The following is a 20,199-nucleotide window of genomic DNA, read 5'->3' on the forward strand; positions in this document are numbered from 1 at the left end:
CATCCGTAGCTTCCGGCACTTGGTGCCGCTACCGCGTCAGCTTCGCGCTGTCGTGCTCCAGGTCGCCGATGTGGCCGGGTGCGTTGGCGGCCAGGACGCGGGCAACGAAGGCCGCGTACTCGTCCATAAAGTGCCGAAGGAACTTGGCGGTGCCCTCGTTCCGGACCTCGCCGTCCTCACCGAATACCGCAGCGTCGTAATGGATGTAGGCCTCCGGGGCGTTCAGCTGCGGCGCGTCCAGGAAGCTCAGCACGCTGCGGAACGAGGACTGCATCACGGCCGTGCCGATACTGCCTACGGAGGCGCCTATAATGCCGGTGGGCTTGCGGGCGAACGAGTTGCTCCCCCACGGGCGGGAGCCCCAGTCGATGGCGTTTTTGAGGGCACCGGGGATGGACCGGTTGTATTCGGGTGAGACGAACAGGATGCCGTCGGAAGCCTCGATGGCTTCCTTCAGAGCGCGGCCTTCCGGCGGGAAGTCGGCGTCGTAATCGTAGCTGTAAAGAGGAAGGTCCCTGATGGGGATTTCCGTAAACTCGAGGTCCTCCGGTGCGAGTTTGATCAGCGCATTGGCAAGGACCCTGTTGATGGAGCCGGTAGCGAGGCTCCCCACGAAGTATCCGATCTTAAAAGGTGCCATGAGTGTTCCTTCCAAAAGCCGGTCCGAACCGGCGTCCAAGTTCGTTCTGGAAAAGATGCCGCGCGTCCGGCGGCGGTTTGGTGCCCACTGCAGCACCAGTCCAGCACAGAAGACCAACCCACGGCCAGAGCCGGTGGAAGGTGCTTGACAGCCCGGGCCGGGGAGCGCTGAATGATCTGTAGCGAAGTCCCCGGCGCGGTCAGGAGCAGCCATGAGCGAGAACCCAGTGCAGGATGAGCGGGTCCACACAGAGGCGCCCGCCGAGGGCGACCCGGATGCCGACATCACGGAGATCCGGGTACACACCCAGGACCCGGCCGAGGGACCTGACACTCCGGACACCACCGGGCCCGCCACATAGCCCTTGCCCTTGATGTGCCGCCTCTGAAGCACTGAGTCATGCAGCGCTACCTGCGCCCGGAGCTGTGGCTTTTTGACGGTGTCCACCTCACCTCCTGGAGGCCGCCGGGCCGGAGCGGCTCGTGGCGGGGCAGACCTGGGGTCGATGTCTGGAGGTCATCGACCAGCTCGCGTTGGCGGATCGGCTGCCGTCGATTGTTGAGCTGCAAGGGCGCATCCTGCTGCTGGACACCAGTGAGCTGATCCCACCTGCCGACTGGGTGAAGCGGTGGGTCCGCTCGCTCGGGGAGCGAGGCATCCTCAACGCGGTTCAGGGGATTCTCGTAGCCAGGGCACCAACCAGCAATTTCGAGCACCGGCCGGAGCCCGAGGAACGCTCTCGCCTGCGGGCCGCCCAGCGGGGATGCTCTGATCGAGGAGGTCATCCGGTACAACCCCAAGGCCGTCATCTGCATCGGGGTGCCGTTTGGCCATACCCGCCCGCAATGGGTCCTGCCCTACGGCGGACCCATCACTATAAACGGATCAGCCCGCACTATCAGCGCGCTCTACAACTGACCACCCCCTGAGCAGCAGTCAGAGGACTATCCTCGGCATATCGCCGCGACACCTCGAACTCCTAGGCCGTCTCGTAACCCATGCTTTTTCAAGACACTGAGGCTATGAGACACGGCGATGAGACACCTTGGTGGGCTCAGAGAAGGAGTCGGCGCCCGCGGGCGGGATCGCCTATCGCATCAGCTGGTCACTTGTCGGACCTTGAACACGATCGAGTCGAAGACGGCGCGTGCCTCTCTTGTCAGCTCCGGATTGATCGATTCATGGAATTGGACCACCCAGAACATAGCGCGCTGGCCGTTCAGGTTGACCACCCGATAGGTTTCGCGCTCAGCGGCGCTCGAGTACCAGCGTGTGCATAGGTTCGAATATTCTGAGTGGACGCAAAACTGACCGTTGTCGCAGGCTTTGATGTCCACGTCGCCTTCGACGGAGTGGTCGAACTCGACGCCGGAGTAATCGCCCACCACGACCTCGACGGGAGGGGTGCTGGCCGTTGACGTCTGCGCCGTCATCGCGTCGACGAAGGCCTTAGCCGACCGATTGACCTCGACGAGCGCGCCCTGCCACGCGCATGCGTCCGTCGGCACATAGTTGGAGGGCCACCAACCGACAAAGACCCCCAAATCATCCGGGTGATCCGGGTCGTCCTTTCCAAGGCCATCGCCGTCTTCACTCGCCCAGCCCTCTGGGACGGTGATCTCGAAATTCTCTGTGAAGCTGGTGACGAGGTATGTACCAGCGTCGATGTCGCCGCTGTCCGGTAGCGGTGGGACCGTGGGCAGCGGTGGGACCGTGGGCAGCGGTGGGACCGTGCGGGCCTCCGTCGTTGCTGCGGGGGATGGCGCTTCGGGGGCGGTGCACGCCGAGAGGCCGAAACATGCCAGCAGTGCGATAGCCACCGAGGGCAAGAGATGGCGCGACCGCTGAGCGGGCTTTTTGAGGGGAGTCATGGAGGTCATCGATCCACCAAGCCGCTAGAGGGTACTGTGAGGCCCCGCAGCCGGGTGGCCCCGCGGGCGGCCCGGGATGGGATGCCGTCGCCTCAAGTCTCCTCCGGCACAGAACTCGTGACAATGAAGAGTTCTACGGAGAACGTCTCGAAACCCTAGCGATACAAGACGGTCCGGGGGCAGCCATGAACATCTAGCGATCACAGAACGCCGCCATTTAGCGGCAAACTCCACATCCGCATCACTACCAAGGAAACACTCTCAATGAACAATCGCTTTTGCGGATCGTGCTTCTTCAAACGGTCGAGAAGAAGGGCTCCCTCGACCTTTTGGGCCTCAAAGTGGCTGAGAATGTCGCCAGCGGCCATGGGGACAACTACCCAGGCTCGGAGTTCCTTGGTCCTCCATGCACAATGATTTACTGGCCTGACGGTCACACACGCTTATTGGGGGATACATTGAAGGGCTTTGCCGCGTCGATTCTGCTTGTCCCGCTGTTGCTCACCGGCTGTGTCGTCCCCTATGGAGGCGCTGACGCTACCACCACAGCGACAGCGGCCGCCGACGGCTACGCCCGCCTGGATGAGGCCGGGATCGCACAAATTAAGGCGTCCAAATCCGCCCGGCTGGATATGACCTCAGGACGGCTCACGAAGGAGAGCGCCGGCCTGAAGGATGGCAACAACGAAGCCCCGGATGTCCTCATGCCCGAGGGCGTAATTTCCCTGGAGATTCAGGGGCCCAGCGGAACGGTCAGTGCGAAAACCGACAGACTGCGCCTGAACGGCATGAATACAAGGTCTGACTTCACCGAAGTCACCTACTTCCTCACGGCCGCGTCTCTGGAGGACTACACCGCCCTGATCCGTGACGCCGTGCACCGCTACGGCATCCCCAGTGATACCGCCGAGCGCCGGATCGACTCCATCTCCAGCCGGCCGGAGGACAAGAGCGACTTTGCGCTGGCGCCGGGGACCTTAACAGGCCTCCAGGTCCAGTACGACCTCCGTTACGACGGCTCCAAAAACACCCACGTCATCATCGTGCATGTCAGCCCGGCCTGACTGCCTTTGGCTCGTTGCCGTTACAGACCCGCCGCCGAGTGCCGGTAACCCGGGCGGGCTGCAACCAGCAGGAGACGCAAGTAATTCAACCAGAGAGGCTACGCAATGGACCCGCACCAACAGCACCAGCCGCCGTATCCACTTCAACCGCCCCACACCCGCCAGGGGCAGCATCCGCAACAGCCCTACTATGGACCACCACAGCACGGGTGGCAGGGGCCTCCCCCGCAGAAAAAGAGCAAACTTGGCTGGATACTCGGTGGAATCGCACTGGCAGTGACACTGCTCTGCATCCTTGGATTCATGGGATGCTCCGCTCTCGTCCAAGAGATCAACGGTGGTGGAGGCACCCAGGCGGAGAAGGCTAGCGAAATGATGGCCCGGGCTGACAACGTGCCGGAGGCTGATTGGGTTGAGGTCTTCCGCCACGATCCCAAGGTCGACCCTGGATGTCTCTCCATCGACACATCCTGCCTGCGTTTGTCCGCCCGGTGGTCCGTGGATCACAAGATCAGCCTGGAAGAGACAGCAAACCGATTCGGCATGAAGTCCAACTCAGACGGCCCCGTTTTGGGACGGTATGTGGGCTGCATCAGTACCGAGTCTCACGGAGCAAGCAGAGAGTCACTCTGCATCGAAGAGTCTTCAGAAGGCTCAGATTCCTACGAGATCACCGTTCAGATGCAGCGTGACTAGGCACTGAATTCCAACTGATCACCGGCGCTTTTCGACCGGCCGGTACCTGTCGCCAAAAGCGACCAGGGAGCTTTGGAGCAGTGAATTCGTGCCCGCACTCACCATCCTGAGGATGAATCAAGAGTTCTCAATAATTACTGAAAATCCGATGCATATTCATGATTTTTTTGACTGTCCCGTGTTCCCAATAGCGCCGCAGCGATGAATTAATCGAACTGGCGGGTCGTCGGGTCGGGGATTCCCCGCTCCGCTCGCAGGCGTTTAGCCTTAACTGCCACTCCCGCCATCCTCACGGCGTACACCGCCCCTCCTAACCCGGCCGCCGTCAGGGACAAGGCGCTCCACATGGGATCTTGGCCCCTGCTGGCCGGCCCGGCCACCAGAAAGACAGAGAAGACTGCCACAGCAGCGAAGACGCAAGCCATCACCAGGAAGCCGCCAGCGGACCGCACCTGGGGGTGGGAACTGGCAGTGACCACTCCGAGCTCATCTTTGGCGTAGCTGTGAAGCCTTCCCTCCACCGTGCGGAACAGGATTCTCTTGTCACCGCGTGCCAGGGCCTGTTCGTGCTGATTGCGGACTTGGTCGTCGTAGTGGGGGCCGCCACCCATGTTGCTGCCTGAAATGCCGTTCTGCACGCGGGTCCTGTCGAATCGATGAAAGTTTTGAAAGGCTATGGCAAAAACGCCGGCCGCGGTTGGATGCGCTCCGTGACAAGCGCCTCGTCCCCCCAACGCTGATCGTCTCGGCTCCGGCCTTGTAGCTGCCGGGGAGCTTGTCGGAGCGCATCGCGATTCCGCGCCACACCTAGGTCATTCCTCGCCGCCCCAGCGTGCTAGCGCGACGATCGCCTCGCGCAAGGCGAGCCCGCGATCGGTCAGCGCGTAGGCCCGGGTGTTGTGCCGGAGGGGCAGGCGGGACAGTATGCCGGCGGCCTCGAGCTCACGCAGGCGGGTCGCAAGTATGTTGGTCGGCACTCCGAGGTCGCGCTGCAGGTCGCCGTAGCGCTGTGGCCCGTCGAGCAGCCGCTCCACGACGAGCAGGGACCACCGCGCTCCGACGATGTCGAGGGCCGCGGCGAGGTTGCTCACGCGGTCGGATCGGCGTCCGGCTTCATCCAAAACGGCGAGTAGTGGTAGCCGTCGGGGTCGTCGAATTGGCGCTGGTACATGAATGGGTAGTCGTCGGTGTCACCGATCCGCCCGCCGGCGGCGCCGGCGCGTTCGATGAGCTCGTCGACCGCCTCGCGGCTGCCGAGGTCGAATGAGACCGTGACCTTCGAGGGGGTGTCGGGTCCGCCGACCAGCTCCTCGGCGCCGCCGACGCTCGCGTACATCTCGCGGCTGCCGAGCATGACGTACTGCTCGGGGGCCATCGCGAAGCATGACACGTTGTGATCGGACATGTTGGTGTTGAGGGTCCAGCCTAGGGCGGTATAAAAAGCGGTAGCGCGCTCAACGCTCTCAACCGGGCAGGTAATGAAAAGGCTCATGCGGCCCATACTTGCAAAATGCAAGTAAGACGTCAAGCCCCGGCCGCGCTTCACGACGTGCCGGGCTTGTAAGGTACGGCCGAGTAATAGAGACCAGACCGTGCGTTCGGCATTGGTGCAGCCAGGGATGGGCTACCGAATACTTACTCGTCGATGGTTCTAAGTACTGACCGGCAGGCAACTGCTGAATGTGGATGCCTGCCGGTGACCACCGGTGCGTTGTCCTTAGCTGTTGATGGGCCAATGAGCAGGACTGTCGAGCTCGGAGGGCAGGAGTGTGTGTACATCGCCTTGAGCGGCGTTGAGTTGGACCTGCGTCAGATAGAGGGTTTTGGAAAGATCGGCTCCTTCGAGACGGGCGTCTCTGAGGTCAGCGCCGAGGAGGTCAGCGCCTGAAAGGTCGCAGCCTCGCAGGTCCGTAGCAATGAGATAGGCGCCTCGAAGGTCCGCCCCACGCAGTGACTTGGACTTCATTTTCTTACCCATGAGGTCCGCTCCCGGGACAAACGCCGCATCTAGATGATCGTCACCAGTGGCGAGATATGAGGATCGCACTTCTTCGCTGACGTCCATCAGCACGGAGCGAACCCGGGCGTGCATGTCGCCAAGGTTCAGGGAGAAGACCTCCTGCGTATCGCCCATTACATCTTCGATGGTCATTCTGAGCTCGCTGACGTGGTGCGAAGTGTCCGGGTCGAACGTCCGGTTCGTGGCTTCTGTCAGGTACCAGAGCATTTCGTGGAGTTGCCGAACGACCTTGAACGCCGGGAACATGTCTTTCGCTGTTCCTGGGTCCGCTTTCCAGCTGACGCCTTGAAAGAGGTTTTGGGAGACGTTTTGGCCGGCCCCGAAGCAGTCGAAGACGGTGCATCCTCGGAAGCCTCGTGGTCGGAGGCTGTCGTGGATGGTGCAGGAGAAATCTGAGTCGAGGTTCCGGCAGGGAGTTCCTGCTGGTTTGTCGATGGCGAAGTCCATGGTGCGGGAAAAGCCTAGGGCTGTGCAGCAGAGCGCGAAGCAGTTGCCGCAATCAGGGCGCAATGATTCCCGGTTAAGAGCGGGCGAGGAGGGCGCAGTGGAGTCGCTCGACGTGAAGGGTATGTGATCTTCTCTGGATGAGTTCGGTTAAGGACCGGGTGCCATGGGGACTCGCGAGGGAGTCCCCTTCGAGGGCACAGGAAATCACCGCTTCCGAGGGAAGCGAACGGGAACCGCTGCATCGACTCTGGGTCACAGAGAAAATAAGAATGTCACTGCGGTCAAACGTAGCATCACGTCCTCCCCGCCCGTTAGCCGGTCGTCGAGCGCGCAGCCAGCATGAAAATTGTTGCCTCGGCGCTGTTGCTAGCCCTCATAACTATGTCTTGCAACCTTTAGGCCAAAATCGAGTACTCATCGTTAGTTACGAGACAGGTGACGCCAGTTACGAGACAGGTGACGCCGGCACTCGAAGGAGCGCATGGGAGCCTGCGTTGCGCCGCAACGACCTTAGAAGCCCTGGATTCGTGAGGCGAGACCTTACGCTGGCATGGATCGGCGTTATAACGTGATGGCGTGATCGTCCCCAATACTTCCCAGGACGCCGTGGCGGTCGCAGACCACTACGACGAGCTCGACCCGATTTATCGTCAGGTGTGGGGTGAGCATGTCCATCACGGGCTATGGGCGACGGGTCGCGAGACGCCCGCCGAGGCCGTCGAGGCACTAGTCGACACCGTCGGCGATCGGCTCCGCCTTATGCCCGGCGAGGCGTGCGTCGACGTCGGCTGCGGCTATGGCTCCACCGCAAGGCAGCTCGCGGTGACACACAGCGTCCGCGTTACCGGCTTCACGCTTTCCGCTGAGCAGGCCGACTATGCCGCCGCCCGTCCCATGCCCGACGTGGACATCCATCTCCGCGACTGGCTCGTCAACGGGCTGCCCGACGCCTCGGCCAATGCCGCATGGGCAATCGAGTCGAGCGAGCACATGGTCGACAAGCCCAGGTTCTTCGCCGAGGCGCATCGCGTGCTGTCGCCCGGCGGCCGCTTCGTCGTTTGCGCGTGGCTCGCTGGGACTGATGCGAGCGGGTGGAAGGTCCGCCACCTGCTCGAGCCGATTTGCCGCGAAGGGCGCCTACCCTCGATGGGCACCCGCGAGGAGTACGAGGCAATGGCAATCGCCGCGGGCTTTACGGTCGAGGACTATGAAGATGTCAGCCGCCGCGTAGCGCGCACATGGACGGTGTGCGCCCGTCGCCTTGTGAAGACCTTGCTCGTGGACCGCGAGACCCTTCGCTTCGCCCTCGGCGCACGCAACCGCATCTTCATCCTGAGCATCCCCCGCCTGATCCTGGCCTACCGGACCGGTGCAATGCGCTATGGGATATTCACGCTGTCGAAGACGAGGGAGAACGGGGCGCCACGCGTACCCGGCAAAACAACGCAGCAGGAGTCGGCCTGATCGCCAGCACCGCTACGGCCAAACTCTGGAGAACCCCAGGGCCCTCACGCTACGCAACCGCCAGCGTGCGCGGGGCGAGTGGCTAAGAAACGCCCTCCAGATGGTGGCCACCCCTTGCGGTTCGCTTTCGCCTGCGACTATTTTGAAACGAATCAGAAAGCGGTTTCTCGCTCCTGGCGGGCCGCGGGCTGGCGGTCCGGGCATGAACCGGAATAGCGGAAACAAACACAACGGAATTGGACACGATGATTAAAAATACGCTGGTCAGGTGGATCGATGGCGACGCCCCGGCAGAAATCAGCAGCGGCACCACCTGGGGTATGCCGTTTCCACGCGGAAAAGTAGCGGACGCTGCGGAACTCAGCGTCCGTGATCGGGATGGCAATCCCACCCCAAGCCAGGCCTGGCCCCTTGCCACCTGGCCCGACGGTTCGCTCAAATGGGCCGGGTTGGCGATCCCTGCCACCGGCGCTCCCTCCGAGGCATATGAGGTAACGGCCGACGGCGGCGCCTCAGCCGCCAAAGTTGGCCTCCCGCCGTCGAGCCTCCCCAGCGTCACCGTCACCGAAACGGCCGAAGCGTTCACGGTGGACACGGGCACACTGCAGATGGTGATCGACTGCAGCGGTTCCCACCTTTTCAGCAGCCTTACACGCGGCGGAACCGAAGTGGCCCGGGATGCCCGCCTGGTCAGCCTTCTGCAGGACAGCATTCCGGAGGGTGCGGGCACCGCCAGCCGGGAGGCCTTCACCGGCGAGGTCACCGCCGTCGTGATTGAACAAGCTGGTCCCGTTCGTGCCGTCGTTCGGCTGGAAGGACAACACCGCCCCGACGCGCCGGCCAGCGGCCGCCGCAGCTGGCTGCCGTTTGTGGTGCGATTCTATTTCTACGCCAACGCCCGCAGTGTGCGGATGGTGCATTCATTCATCTGGGATGGCGACGCCGAGCAGGACTTCCTGGCCGGGCTGGGCGTTCGGTTTTCATTGCCGCTGGAGGCCGAGCTTCATGACCGGCACATCCGGATCGCCGGGGCCGACGGCGGATTCCTGGTTGAAGGCGTGCGTGGGCTCACCGGCCTGCGCCGGGACCCGGGCGAGGAGGTCCGCCGGGCGCAGGTGGAAGGCCGGCCCACGCCGCCGCTGACCGGATGGAACCCGGAGGTTTCGGAGCGGCTCCACCTGATTCCCGAGTGGAATGACTACACGCTCACGCAGCTCAGCGCGGACGGCTTCGAACTCCGGAAGCGCACCGCCGAAGGCCACGCCTGGGTGGGGATCTCCGGCGGAACCAGGTCGGCCGGATTCTGCTCGCTGAGCGATACCCGCGGCGGTTTCGGCGTGGGCATCAAGGACTTCTGGCAGTCCCACCCCGGCCAGCTGGACATCCGTGGTGCGGCCACCGGCGAGCCGTCAATGACCGCCTGGCTGTACTCCCCCGAGGCGCAGCCCATGGACCTCCGCTTCTACCACGATGGCCTGGGCCAAGACACCTTCGAAGAACAGCTCGAGGGGCTCGAGATCACGTATGAGGACTACGAGCCGGGCTTCGGCAACGCCACCGGGATTGCCCGCACACATGAGTTAACTCTCTTCGCCTACGAGGGCACGCCCGCAACGGAAAGCGTCGCTGCCGACGCTCAAGCCGCCTCAACCCCGGCCCTGCTGCAAGCCACACCCGAATACCTGCACCGTGTGGGCGTCTTCGGCGATTGGGACCCCGTGGACCGCAGCACCCCCGCCCGGGCCGAACTTGAGGACCACCTGGACTTCCTCTTCGATTTCTATGCCGGGCAGGTGGAGCAGCGCCGCTGGTACGGCTTCTGGAACTACGGCGACGTCATGCACACCTACGATCATGACCGGCACGTGTGGCGGTACGACGTGGGCGGCTATGCCTGGGACAACTCCGAGCTCTCCCCGGACCTGTGGCTCTGGTACTCGTACCTGCGCTCCGGAAGGGCGGACATCTTCCGCTTCGCCGAAGCCATGACCCGGCACACCGGCGAGGTGGACGTCTACCACCTCGGCCCCTGGAAGGGCCTTGGCTCCCGCCACAATGTCCAGCACTGGGGCTGCAGCGCCAAGCAGCTGCGCATCAGCACCCCCACCTACCGCCGGTTCTACTACTACCTGACGGCGGACGAACGGACCGGGGACCTGCTGTCCGAACTGGTGGACAGCGACCAGAACTTCCTGGGGTTGGACCCGGTCCGAAAGGTCCGGCCAGACGCTGACACCTACCGTCCCAACCGGAACGCACTCGGCGTGGGGCTGGGCACGGATTGGGGTTCCCTGGCGGCCACGTGGCTCACCGACTGGGAGCGCACCGGGAACCCCCGCTCCCGCGACCGGCTGCTGGGCACCATGGCGGACATCGGTGCCCTCAAGTACGGCTTCCTCACCGGTGAGGCCCTGTACGACCTGGACAGGGGACGGTTCGATACCGGCCGGGAACTCATCCAGGTCTCACACCTCAGCGCAGTCTTCGGCCTGGTGGAAATCTGCAGCGAGCTGGTGGACCTGGTCCGTGATCCGGAGTTCGAGCGGGCCTGGCTGCAGTATTGCCGGCTCTTCCTGGCCACGAAAGAGGAGCAGGTGGAGGCCGTGGGCCAGCCGCTGGCCGGGATTTACCTCACCCAGGCGCACAGCCGCCTCACGGCTTACGCCGCGGCCCGGTTGAACGACCCGGAGCTGGCCGCCCGGGCCTGGACGAGCTTCGCGGAAGGCGGGGAGCACCTGAACCACGAATCGGCCTTCACTCTGCGGACGATCGAGCCGCCGCAGGTGCTGCTGCCCGTGGACGAGGCACCCACCGTCTCCACCAACGACGCCTCCCAGTTCGGCTTGGCAGTCATCCAGAACCTGGCGCTGATCGGCAACCAGCTGCGCTAGCCGTCAGGCTCCGACGTACGACGGCGGCACCCCGGCGGGCTGAATTCCAAACGCCAGGTGCCGCCGTCGTCCGTCCCCTCCCATGGTGGTTGGGGGCTTCCGGCGCGGCTATCGTAAAGCTACTGATGACCCCAGATTTCTCATCGGATTCGGTTCAGTCAAAGGAGACATGATGAGCACGAAAGTGGAGAAACGGATCGTGGTGGATGTGCCGGTCAGCACGGCCTATAACCAGTGGACGCAGTTCGAGGATTTTCCGCACTTCATGGGCGGCGTGGACAGCGTGACCCAGCTGAGTGATGACCACCTGAGGTGGGTTGCCCACATCGCCGGCGTCCACCGGACGTGGGAAGCCAAAATCGTCGAGCAGGTACCGGACCGCAAAGTGGCCTGGGCGTCCACCGAGGGTGCCACGAACTCCGGCACGATCGAATTCCGGGACCTCGGACACAACAGGACCGAACTGGCACTGACGCTCGAGTACCAGCCTGCAGGCGTGGTGGAGAAGGTGGGCAACCTGCTCCACGTCGTGGGCCGCCAGGCAGAGCACGACCTGAAAAAGTTCAAGGAATTCATCGAACACGAGGGCCACGCCACCGGGGCCTGGCGCGAGACCATTCCGGGGACAGCCACCGGGGCAGCGGCAACACCCACGGCGACAGCTGAAACTGCAGAGACAACCGCAGGGACTACCGGAGAGCCGCGGCCCTACAACCGGTTTGAGCACCCGTTCGACCAAACCGGCGGCCTGGTGGACTTCGAGGGCGAGTCGGACGAAACAGCTGAAGGCGAGAACTACAGCTCCACTGCACGGCGGAATCGCCATAACGGGGAGGGAATCCCGCCCTATGGCAACCTTTTCGGGCAGACCTGACCAGCCCTTCTACGACACGGACTCTCCGCGCCCCCTGCCGCCGCCGTTATTTCTTGCTCTGGAAACCAGCCACCCGAAAAGGTATGTTGGTAAGCATGCTGATGATTTTACCGACTCATCAGCTTCCGGTAACAAGCGAAGGAGACGTTATGAGCACGAAGGTGGAAAAACGCATTCTGGTGAACGTACCGGTAAGCACCGCTTACAACCAGTGGACCCAGTTCGAGGAGTTCCCGCACTTCATGGGCGGCGTCAAGAGCGTAACGCAGCTCAGTGACGACCGGCTGGAGTGGGTGGCCGAGATCGGTGGCATCCGCAGGCAGTGGGAAGCCAAGATCCTGGAGCAGATCCCCGACCGCAAAGTGGCCTGGGCCGCTACGGAAGGCGCCACAAACGCCGGCGCAATCGAGTTCGAGGACATCGGCGGCGGCCAGACCTCCCTGCAGCTGACGCTTGAGTACGAGCCCGAAGGCATTATTGAGAAGGTGGGCGACAAGCTCAACGTCGTGGAGCGCCAGGCAGAGGCAGACCTGCAGCGGTTCAAGGAATTTATCGAGGATGAGGGCTACGCCAGCGGAGCGTGGCGCGGCAGCGTCAGCTCCGGGGCACCCGCAGGCACGCCCGGCGTCGAGGACGCAGCAGGATCGCGTGGCGACTCAGGCAAGGCGGGCATCTCCGGCAAGGTAGCCGCAGGCCTGGGTGTTGCCGCGGCAGCGGGTGTAGCAGCAGCTATGGCCGCCGGCGGCAACAAGGACACCACTGCAGCTGCCGATGAAACGGTAACTCCTGTGGTTCCTGGGGAGCCAGTCACCGTTACGCCCATCTCAACGGACACAACGACAGACACCACAAGCACCGGCACAACAACGGGCACGACGGCGGCAGCCGGCTCTACGGGTTCCGTCGCCGACCTGGGCGATGACAGGATCGGCCACGCCTTCGATCAGACGAACGGCTTGGTGGACACCACCGGCGAGTCCGACGGGACCGCCGAAGGCGAGAACCTGAGCGGCGCGGAACGCCGCGACGACGACCGCGGGCCCGACGGCGGCCTGCCGCCCGTCGCCGGAATCGGCCAGCGCTAGCCGGGACATACCGACGCCGGGAACTGGCTGAGGCTTGCCGCTGAGGCAGGGCTCCGGTGTCGGACATTCCGGACATAACGAAAGCGCCGCCCACCTCCTATTGGAGGCGGGCGGCGCTTCGCTGTTCTGGTGCTACTGGTCCGTGCCGGCGTACTTCACGGACGGCATGGCCGGGGTTTCCATACCTTCACCGATGAAGAAGCTCGGGTGCGGCGGCTGGTTGTACGCGACGCTTTCGCGTGCCACGCCCGTCCGGTACATCGGGTCATGCATGAGGGTGCGGAGCCGGACCTCGGTGGGCGAGGTACTGGTGTAGATCCGCAACTCGGTGCTGTCCGACGACGGGAAGGCCAGTTCCTCGCGCCAGTCGCCCAGGAGGTCCGCCTGGAGCGAGGGGTTGCCCTTGGTGTGGTTGTTGGTCCTGGCGCCGGTAGCCGTCAGCAGGCGGTCGCTGGTCTCGGTTTCCCAGTTCCACTTGGAAACGGTGGGGACGCCCACACCGGCAACGGCGTCGAAGTCGTGGTCAACGATTTCGCGGAGGAGGTCGCCGTCCCACCAGGCCATGAAGTTGGCGGCCGGGATCTTGTTGGCAATCTTTTCGCCCTTCGAAGACATCAGGAAGCCGACAGGTGAGTTCCAGGCAGCGTCGCCGCCAACAGCCCAGCCTTCAGCGCCGGCGTGGCGGGGATCGATATCCCCGATGGCGCCGCGCCCCGTGTCCCGGGTAGCGGGAATGCTCCACAGCACCTCGCCGGTGGCAGAGTCGCGGAAGGTGGCGCCGCGGTTGCCGCTCTGGCTCATGCTCTCGTGTACGGCGAAGGTCTCCAGCCCGGGGCGGGACGGATCCCAATCGCTGGTGTGGATGGCGTCGCCGTGGCCCAGTTTGGTGTTGTACAGCGGCTTGCCGTCGTCGTCGATGGTCATTGAACCGAAGACGAACTCGTCCTTGCCGTCCTGGTCAACGTCGGCCACAGACAGGTTGTGGTTGCCCTGGCCCTTGTACTCTGCCCCGGAAACGTCCGAGTCGAACGTCCAGCGCTTCACCAGCTTGCCGTCCACCAGGTCATAGGTGACCAGCACGGCGCGGGTGTAGTAGCCGCGGCTGAACATCATGGACGGCCGCTCGCCGTCGAGGTACGCGACGCCCGCCAGGAAGCGGTCCACGCGGTTGCCGTAGTTGTCACCCCAGGAGCTGACGTTGCCCCGCGGCGGGTCGTAGGGCACGGTGTCCATGATGGTGCCGGTGGCGCCGTTGAAGACCGTAAGGAATTCCGGCCCGGACAGCACGTACCCGCCACTGTTGCGGTAGTCCGCGGCGGGGTCGCCGACCACGGTTCCGGCCCCGTCCTTGGTGCCGTCCGCCGTCTTCATGGACACTTCAGCCTTGCCGTCGCCGTCGAAATCGTAGGCAAGCACCTGTGTGTAGTGCGCACCGGCACGGATGTTCTGGCCCAGGTCGATGCGCCACAGCCTGGTGCCGTCCATCTTGTAGGCGTCAACATACACGTTGCCGGTGTAGCCGGACTTCGAGTTATCCTGCGCGTTGGAGGGGTTCCAGAGCTGGACGATCTCGTAGCTGCCGTCGCCGTCCAGGTCTGCAACGCTGGCATCGTTGGCCGAGTACGTGTACGGCTTCCCGTCCTTTCCGACGCCGTCGGCCGGCTTGTCCAGCTTGATGGCGAGGTAGTTCTGGGCCAGTGGGGTGACCTCAGCGCTGAGCTTGTCCTGCCCATTGCCGTTTCCCACGGTCTTGATGACGTACTTGGAGTCTGCGGTTCCGGCAGGGTCAACGTAGGTGGTGGTGTTTCGGATGGGCTCTTCGGTGAGCTGGACGCCGTCGCGGATCACGTGGAAGCCCACGCTGTCCTTGTCCAGGCCCAGCATGCGCCAGCCCAGGGTGACGCCCTGGTCCGTCAGTACAGCCACAGGTGCCCGGTCCAGGTTCTCCACCTGGCGCTGGAGCCCTGCCTTGCCGGACTGCCCGGGGGCCGTGCTGGGGTTGGCTTGGGCCAGGGGCACGCCGGTGAACGCCAGTGCGGCGACGGTGAGTGAGGCAGCCGCCACCAGCGGAGCAGCCTTCCAGGCGCGGCCGGCCCGGGACGGACGGGAACATTGTGAGGGATAGAGCAAGGGAACATCTCCTTTGATGCGGCGGCAGCTGAGTCTGCCGCACGACAGTTTGGAACGTTTCACTAAGGCTGACCGCCCAGCTCCGGGGAGAAGGGGGGGTGGCTGGCGAAGAGTGGAAAACGCTTTCTGCCCTACTGGTCTATCAGCGCCGGCGGGGGCGGGTCAAGGATTTTGGCGTTGCTTTGTGGGCGAATTTGTTCTATCACGTTTCGTTATGCGTACTGTGGGTGCGGAAATATCTGCCGGCAAAGCGGAGTTGGGCCGGGTATGACAACCATCGGAATCATTGGTGCAGGACACATTGGAAGCCAGATCGCGCGGAAGGCGGTGGAGCTGGGCTACGACGTAGTCATCAGCAACTCCCGAGGCCCGGAAACCCTGTCCGGGCTGGTCGCGGAGCTCGGCCCCAGGGCACGGGCAGCCACAGCGGCAGAAGCAGCAGCGGCCGGCGATTTCGCCGTGGTCACTGTTCCCCTCAAGAACTACAGGGTCATTCCTGCGGAGCCGCTGGCCGGCAAGATCGTTATCGACACCAACAACTACTACTGGGAACGCGACGGTCACGTCCCGGCCCTGGACAACGGGGAGGCCACCACTTCCGGGCTGCTGCAGGAGCACCTGCCGGAATCGAAGGTGGCCAAGGGCTTCAACCACATTGGGGCCGCCCAAATCACCACGGATGGGGCACCGGTGGGCACGGAGAACCGGCGGGCGCTGGCCACGGCCAGCGACTACCCGGAAGCGGCCGAACTGGTCACCCGTCTCTATGACGAATTCGGCTTTGATGCTGTAAACATCGGGCTGCTGGAGGAGAGCTGGCGAGTGGAGCGCGACCGGCCGGCGTATGGGGTGCGGCAGACCGCCCAGGAACTGAAGGACAACCTCGCCAAGGCGCCGCGGACCATCTAGGGGCCCCTGTCCGCCCGGACATACAAAACTGGCTGGCAGTAGACGGCTTCAAGGGCGACGTTAGCTGCCAGCCAATTTTGCCCCGCTAGTCCCACGCAGGAACCAGCACCACTTCATGCGGGCTGGCAGGGCGCATGAACTGCGCGTTGACAGCGGCGAGGGTATCGCCAAACCTGGCAACCGTCGTCGGGACATCAAAATGCTTGCTCGTGATGATGTCCTCAACCGTGAATGACGACAAGTCGTCGCAGAGCTCCAGCAGGCTTATCTGATTGGCCCTGTTCTGAACCGCCCATACGGTATCGCCCTTCACCAGGATCCCGTCCACGAACTTCAGGTCCGGTCCTTTAATCCTGCTGCTCTCGCCGGTGTCCCGGTCAACGGTATAGAGGGCCTGGTTCTGCGTGTGGGCGACAATGAGCACGTCGTCGTCTTCGGCTGCTGCAATGCCGTTGAATCCGAACTGGTTAGGCTGCAATGGCTCGCCTGCCTCACCGCCTACCTTCAATGTCTCCACATCGTCCGCTTTGCCGAGCTTGCCCCAGCGGCTAACCGGGATGAAGTAGAGCTCGGGCGCGGCCGAATTGGTGAACCAGGCGCCGTCCGGGGTGAGGGTTACGTCATTGATGAAGCCGGGGGCTAGATCATATTCTTTGACGGTGTCGCCGGTTTCGGTGTTATAGACATATGCCTTCCCCTTGGATCCACCGGCCACAAACAGCAGGTCATTCCGGACGTCCGCCTTCATTCCGACGGCCATCCTGCCCTCCGGCGCGTCAATGAAACGCTTGGCCTTTCCATCACCAATGTCGCCACGGAAGATATCGCCGCTCAGCAGTTCCCCGGCGTAAAAAGTTGTTTCTTCCCCTGCGGCAATGCCCTCTGCTGACGTGGCGCCGTCCAGGACTATGACATCGTCGCGGGAAAGCGCTGAGGCCGCTGCCGGCAATGCCGTCGGTAACAGCAGTACCAAAAGAGCAATGAATCCAACGGCGGTACGGCGCTGTACTGTTCGGCGCATGATGCTTCCTTGAATTGGGCTGATGCGCGGGGCCCAACCTGCGGCAGCTCCGCACGATGGTGATGCCAGTTTAAGCACCTGCCGGAAGGCCCGCCAGAGCCCGATGCCCCCTTCATAGTCCCGGCCGCAGGCAGGGTAGACCAGCACCGTGTCCCGGATTCTGCTTACAATCAAAACCTCAATCAACTACTGAGGGACCCATGAAGAAACTCACCACAGCCCTGTTCGCTGCCGGACTCGTTCTTTCCGCCACAGCCTGCACCGCTTCGAACCAGCTCTCCACCGCGGAAACCTGCGAGCGGATCCAGAGCGTTGTATCCAACCCCGCGAACAACGCCGGCAAGACGGGTATGAACCGCCTGGCCAACCAGATCCGCCCCATCCATGCCGTCGCATCGGATGACCTCAAGCCCGCCCTTCAGTCGATCCTTGAATACACGGACGAACAGGCAAAGGAAACACCGGACGAGGCCAGGCTTTCCGAGCTCCAGGCCGGCTACGAGCAGGCTGGCAGCACCTACAGCCAGTTCTGCAGCTAAGCCCTACTCTTCGACCGGGCCCGGCTGCCCTTCCTGGAAGGTGGCCGGGTCCGTATTGGCCCCGCACAAAACCACGGCAACGCGCTCCCCCGGCTTCGGCTCGTAAGCACCCGCGGTCAGGGCAGCGTAGGCGGCGGCAGCTCCGTGTTCCACCATGATGCGGTAGTCGTTCCACAGCAGGGAACGTGCGGCGACGATGTCGGCGTCGGATACCAGGACGCTGACGACGCCGGCGCGGACCGCGACGGAGAAGCCAATGTCCCCGATGCGTCGGGCCCCCAGGGAATCAGCGGCGACGCCGGATACCGCCACGTCAACAGGTTCCCCGGCGGCAAGTGCCGCGTGGAGCGTCGGCGCGTTCTCCGGCTCAACGCCCACCACCTTCGCATGGCCTTCGACAGCAGCAGCGATCCCTGCCATCAGCCCGCCGCCGCCCACGGCCACCAGCACGGTGTCCATCCCGGCTATCTGCTCCAGCAGCTCCGTCCCCACAGTTCCGGCGCCGGCCGCGATTTCGGGCTGGTCATAGGCGTGGCAGTAAACAGCACCCGTTTCCTGGGCATGCGCCACAGCCGCTTGGTAGGCAACGGCGTATTCGGCTCCGCCCTGGATTACCGTGGCACCTATCGCTTCGAGCTTCCGCACCTTCACAGCCGGAGCGGCAGCCGGAACAAACACGGCTGCCGGCACTCCCAGTTGGGCTGCCGCGTACGCGTTGGCCAGTCCGGCGTTGCCTCCTGAAGCCACCACCACACCAACGTCAGGCTTCAGCTCACCGCGCTCTTTGCTGGCAAGGAGGCGGTTCAGCGCGCCGCGGGCCTTGAAGGTGCCGGTGTGCTGCAGAAATTCGCACTTGAACCACACATCGGCCGGGAGCGCACCCGGGTCAGCCTGCAGGACAGGCGTCAGCCGGGTGAGTCCTGCTGTCCGCTGTGCCGCTTCATCCACATCGGCGCGGGTAATCACCTCAGAGTTCGTCGTCCCAGGTGCCCGGCTCGGCCAGGGCTTCCTCGGGCTTGTGCTCCTGCGGCGGCTCGCCGCTTCCGGAGTACGACGCCGGAACAGTACCGGCCGCGTGCCCCTGCTGCTCTTCGCGGATATTGCTGGCACCGGGCAGTTCCGGGTGCATGCCGCCCTGCGGAGCCTGCGTCACCTGCCCGGCCTCGTCGGGGTCACCCGGACCACGAAGGTCGGCAGTGTTGCGGGGTTCCTCATTCGAAGTGGTCATGATCCTGCCTTTCACCCAACGCCCGTGGGCCGGCGCGTCAGCGTTTGTCGCGGTCGTTGAATTCTTCGTCCAATTCGTAGTGGCGGAACTCGGTTTCGGGGTTCGGCTCGCCGTCAACCACCACTTCGTGATCCAGCTGGCGTTGGACTTGGCTGTCCAGTACCTGCAATTCGTGGTCCGGGACTGTTTCCAGATCCTCCGGGAACTGGTCTTCCGGAGTGAGGTGCAGCTTATCGCTCATTGAGTCCGCCATGTCTTCATGCTAGGTATTGGTTGGTTCAGTGTACGGTGCTGACCCCTCAGCCCGCCCCGCTTTCTGCCGGCCAGATCCCCCAACAAAGCAGGCGGGCAGGACCATCCAGGTCCCTGCCCGCCCTGCCATTTGCCAGACGCACCAGCCCTAAGGCGTGGCCGTCGGCGAAGCGGAGGACGTCTCCGCCTCTTCAGTCTCGGTTTCTGTTGCCTCAGGCGACGCAGAACCGCTCGGTGACGACGTGCTGGCGGAACCGGAGGTGCTGGTGGACGTCGGGCTGGAAGTTGCGCTGCCGCCGTCGGCCTTCTTCAGCACCTCGTTGATAAGGTCCTCGAGTTCCTTCTGGTCCGGATCGCCGAGGTTTGCACCGCTCTTTGTGGCGACGACAAGCAGCCTGCCCTCGGCGGCGGATACCTGCATCAGCTTCTGCTGGTTCTCCCCGCTGCGGGTGCTGAGCGTGCCGAAGCTCTTTTCTGCATCCGTGTCAGCCTGGAGCTCCTCGCTGGTGACCTCGTACGTCTGACCCAGCGCTGTTACGGAGAACGTGGCGCACTGGTCCATCTTGCCGCTGATTTCGTCCAAGACCTCGACGGCGTCAGGCCCCTCGCTGCCCGACTGCGCAGAGACGGTGCGGGGCTGGTCACCCTCTGACAGCGCGACGGCGATCTCACCGCTTTCGACCGTGTCCAGCAGTCCTGCGGAGGCGATGTCCTTGCAGTCTTCAGGGTCCACAGTCGCCGTGCTCAGGAGCAGGTTGGCGATGTTGCCGCCCTGGTCCACCTGCTCCTTGGAGTACAGCTTCAGTTCGTTGCCGTCCTCGTCCTTCATGCCCGAGATCAGCTCGCGCAGCTCGTCCTCGGAGTAGACCTTTGCTTCTGCCGTTGCCGAGGCACTCGCCGTTTCGGTGGCCGTGGGGCTCGCAGAACCCCCGCCGCCCGTGCAGCCCGCCAGGGCAATCATCGCTGCCGTCATCAATCCAAGCGCAGGTACTTTTCGCATCAGGTACAACCCCTTTTGAGATAGGAAGCATGCTTAGTGTTAGTAACACTAAAGGGTTTTCCCTTAGG

General features: G+C 63.6%; 22 protein-coding genes and 1 pseudogene. 11 read left to right on the forward strand and 12 right to left on the reverse strand.

Annotated features, from left to right (window positions below; all coding sequences use genetic code 11):
• Positions 1-28: 28 nt before the first annotated feature.
• The gene (locus AC5RUQ_RS13835) at positions 29-640 is read right to left on the reverse strand and encodes an NADPH-dependent FMN reductase (RefSeq protein ID WP_163165931.1); all 612 of its coding nucleotides are present in this window, start codon (positions 638-640) and stop codon (positions 29-31) included.
• A gap of 211 nt (positions 641-851) precedes the next feature.
• On the opposite strand from AC5RUQ_RS13835, the gene AC5RUQ_RS13840 reads away from it, so the two are divergent.
• From AC5RUQ_RS13840 to AC5RUQ_RS13850, 3 genes and pseudogenes are all read left to right on the forward strand, one after another.
• The gene (locus AC5RUQ_RS13840) at positions 852-1,001 is read left to right on the forward strand and encodes a hypothetical protein (protein ID WP_493947910.1); all 150 of its coding nucleotides are present in this window, start codon (positions 852-854) and stop codon (positions 999-1,001) included.
• Between the two features lie 121 nt (positions 1,002-1,122).
• Positions 1,123-1,314: pseudogene (locus tag AC5RUQ_RS13845) on the forward strand (LD-carboxypeptidase); the annotation flags it as partial.
• 139 nt (positions 1,315-1,453) lie between these two features.
• Positions 1,454-1,558, forward strand: a complete 105-nt coding sequence (locus AC5RUQ_RS13850; RefSeq protein WP_493948135.1) for a hypothetical protein — start codon at positions 1,454-1,456, stop codon at positions 1,556-1,558.
• Positions 1,559-1,737: 179 nt separating this feature from the next.
• On the opposite strand, the gene AC5RUQ_RS13855 is transcribed toward AC5RUQ_RS13850, so the two are convergent.
• Complete coding sequence (locus AC5RUQ_RS13855; protein WP_493947911.1) at positions 1,738-2,520, reverse strand: hypothetical protein; 783 nt, start codon at positions 2,518-2,520, stop codon at positions 1,738-1,740.
• A gap of 437 nt (positions 2,521-2,957) precedes the next feature.
• On the opposite strand from AC5RUQ_RS13855, the gene AC5RUQ_RS13860 reads away from it, so the two are divergent.
• Positions 2,958-3,575 carry a hypothetical protein gene (locus tag AC5RUQ_RS13860; RefSeq protein ID WP_493947912.1) on the forward strand — a complete coding sequence of 206 codons (618 nt, stop codon included), beginning with the start codon at positions 2,958-2,960 and terminating at the stop codon, positions 3,573-3,575.
• Positions 3,576-3,680: 105 nt separating this feature from the next.
• Positions 3,681-4,271: a hypothetical protein gene (locus AC5RUQ_RS13865; RefSeq protein WP_493947913.1), complete on the forward strand. Its 591-nt coding sequence runs from the start codon at positions 3,681-3,683 to the stop codon at positions 4,269-4,271.
• A 206-nt stretch (positions 4,272-4,477) separates the two neighbouring features.
• On the opposite strand, the gene AC5RUQ_RS13870 is transcribed toward AC5RUQ_RS13865, so the two are convergent.
• The 4 genes from AC5RUQ_RS13870 to AC5RUQ_RS13885 all read right to left on the reverse strand — a co-directional run bounded on the left by AC5RUQ_RS13870 (position 4,478) and on the right by AC5RUQ_RS13885 (position 6,738).
• A complete protein-coding gene (locus tag AC5RUQ_RS13870; protein WP_493947914.1) occupies positions 4,478-4,909 on the reverse strand; it encodes a hypothetical protein in 432 nt (143 codons plus the stop codon).
• A 174-nt stretch (positions 4,910-5,083) separates the two neighbouring features.
• A complete protein-coding gene (locus tag AC5RUQ_RS13875) occupies positions 5,084-5,362 on the reverse strand; it encodes a winged helix-turn-helix transcriptional regulator (RefSeq protein WP_493947915.1) in 279 nt (92 codons plus the stop codon).
• On the reverse strand, positions 5,359-5,763 hold the full coding sequence (locus AC5RUQ_RS13880; protein ID WP_493947916.1) for a VOC family protein: 405 nt from the start codon (positions 5,761-5,763) through the stop codon (positions 5,359-5,361). Before AC5RUQ_RS13880 ends, AC5RUQ_RS13875 begins: the two co-directional genes overlap by 4 nt.
• A gap of 225 nt (positions 5,764-5,988) precedes the next feature.
• The gene (locus AC5RUQ_RS13885) at positions 5,989-6,738 is read right to left on the reverse strand and encodes a pentapeptide repeat-containing protein (RefSeq protein ID WP_493947917.1); all 750 of its coding nucleotides are present in this window, start codon (positions 6,736-6,738) and stop codon (positions 5,989-5,991) included.
• A 576-nt stretch (positions 6,739-7,314) separates the two neighbouring features.
• Between AC5RUQ_RS13885 and AC5RUQ_RS13890 the strand changes: the two genes are divergently transcribed.
• The 4 genes from AC5RUQ_RS13890 to AC5RUQ_RS13905 all read left to right on the forward strand — a co-directional run bounded on the left by AC5RUQ_RS13890 (position 7,315) and on the right by AC5RUQ_RS13905 (position 13,052).
• Entirely contained in the window at positions 7,315-8,202 is an 888-nt protein-coding gene (locus AC5RUQ_RS13890) for an SAM-dependent methyltransferase (RefSeq protein WP_493947918.1), read from the forward strand.
• A 245-nt stretch (positions 8,203-8,447) separates the two neighbouring features.
• Complete coding sequence (locus tag AC5RUQ_RS13895; RefSeq protein WP_493947919.1) at positions 8,448-11,093, forward strand: exo-rhamnogalacturonan lyase family protein; 2,646 nt, start codon at positions 8,448-8,450, stop codon at positions 11,091-11,093.
• Positions 11,094-11,265: 172 nt separating this feature from the next.
• Positions 11,266-11,967 carry an SRPBCC family protein gene (locus AC5RUQ_RS13900; protein ID WP_493948137.1) on the forward strand — a complete coding sequence of 234 codons (702 nt, stop codon included), beginning with the start codon at positions 11,266-11,268 and terminating at the stop codon, positions 11,965-11,967.
• A gap of 149 nt (positions 11,968-12,116) precedes the next feature.
• A complete protein-coding gene (locus AC5RUQ_RS13905) occupies positions 12,117-13,052 on the forward strand; it encodes an SRPBCC family protein (RefSeq protein WP_493947920.1) in 936 nt (311 codons plus the stop codon).
• A 132-nt stretch (positions 13,053-13,184) separates the two neighbouring features.
• On the opposite strand, the gene AC5RUQ_RS13910 is transcribed toward AC5RUQ_RS13905, so the two are convergent.
• Positions 13,185-15,182: a rhamnogalacturonan lyase gene (locus AC5RUQ_RS13910; RefSeq protein ID WP_493947921.1), complete on the reverse strand. Its 1,998-nt coding sequence runs from the start codon at positions 15,180-15,182 to the stop codon at positions 13,185-13,187.
• Positions 15,183-15,449: 267 nt separating this feature from the next.
• Here AC5RUQ_RS13910 and AC5RUQ_RS13915 point away from each other — a divergent pair, with 267 nt between their 5' ends.
• Positions 15,450-16,091, forward strand: a complete 642-nt coding sequence (locus tag AC5RUQ_RS13915) for an NADPH-dependent F420 reductase (RefSeq protein ID WP_493947922.1) — start codon at positions 15,450-15,452, stop codon at positions 16,089-16,091.
• Between the two features lie 85 nt (positions 16,092-16,176).
• Here AC5RUQ_RS13915 and AC5RUQ_RS13920 read toward each other — a convergent pair whose 3' ends face one another.
• Positions 16,177-17,112 (reverse strand): SMP-30/gluconolactonase/LRE family protein, encoded by a 936-nt coding sequence (locus AC5RUQ_RS13920; protein WP_493947923.1) that lies wholly within the window; start codon positions 17,110-17,112, stop codon positions 16,177-16,179.
• Between the two features lie 200 nt (positions 17,113-17,312).
• Between AC5RUQ_RS13920 and AC5RUQ_RS13925 the strand changes: the two genes are divergently transcribed.
• The gene (locus tag AC5RUQ_RS13925) at positions 17,313-17,651 is read left to right on the forward strand and encodes a hypothetical protein (RefSeq protein ID WP_493947924.1); all 339 of its coding nucleotides are present in this window, start codon (positions 17,313-17,315) and stop codon (positions 17,649-17,651) included.
• Between the two features lie 3 nt (positions 17,652-17,654).
• Here AC5RUQ_RS13925 and AC5RUQ_RS13930 read toward each other — a convergent pair whose 3' ends face one another.
• The 4 genes from AC5RUQ_RS13930 to AC5RUQ_RS13945 form a co-directional block, all read right to left on the reverse strand.
• Positions 17,655-18,617, reverse strand: a complete 963-nt coding sequence (locus AC5RUQ_RS13930; RefSeq protein ID WP_493947925.1) for a threonine/serine dehydratase — start codon at positions 18,615-18,617, stop codon at positions 17,655-17,657.
• Between the two features lies 1 nt (position 18,618).
• Entirely contained in the window at positions 18,619-18,879 is a 261-nt protein-coding gene (locus tag AC5RUQ_RS13935) for a hypothetical protein (protein ID WP_493947926.1), read from the reverse strand.
• A 37-nt stretch (positions 18,880-18,916) separates the two neighbouring features.
• Positions 18,917-19,132, reverse strand: a complete 216-nt coding sequence (locus tag AC5RUQ_RS13940; RefSeq protein ID WP_493947927.1) for a hypothetical protein — start codon at positions 19,130-19,132, stop codon at positions 18,917-18,919.
• Between the two features lie 147 nt (positions 19,133-19,279).
• Entirely contained in the window at positions 19,280-20,131 is an 852-nt protein-coding gene (locus AC5RUQ_RS13945; RefSeq protein ID WP_493947928.1) for a hypothetical protein, read from the reverse strand.
• Positions 20,132-20,199: the final 68 nt, after the last annotated feature.

Source organism: Arthrobacter sp. MDT2-3, from assembly GCF_059090465.1.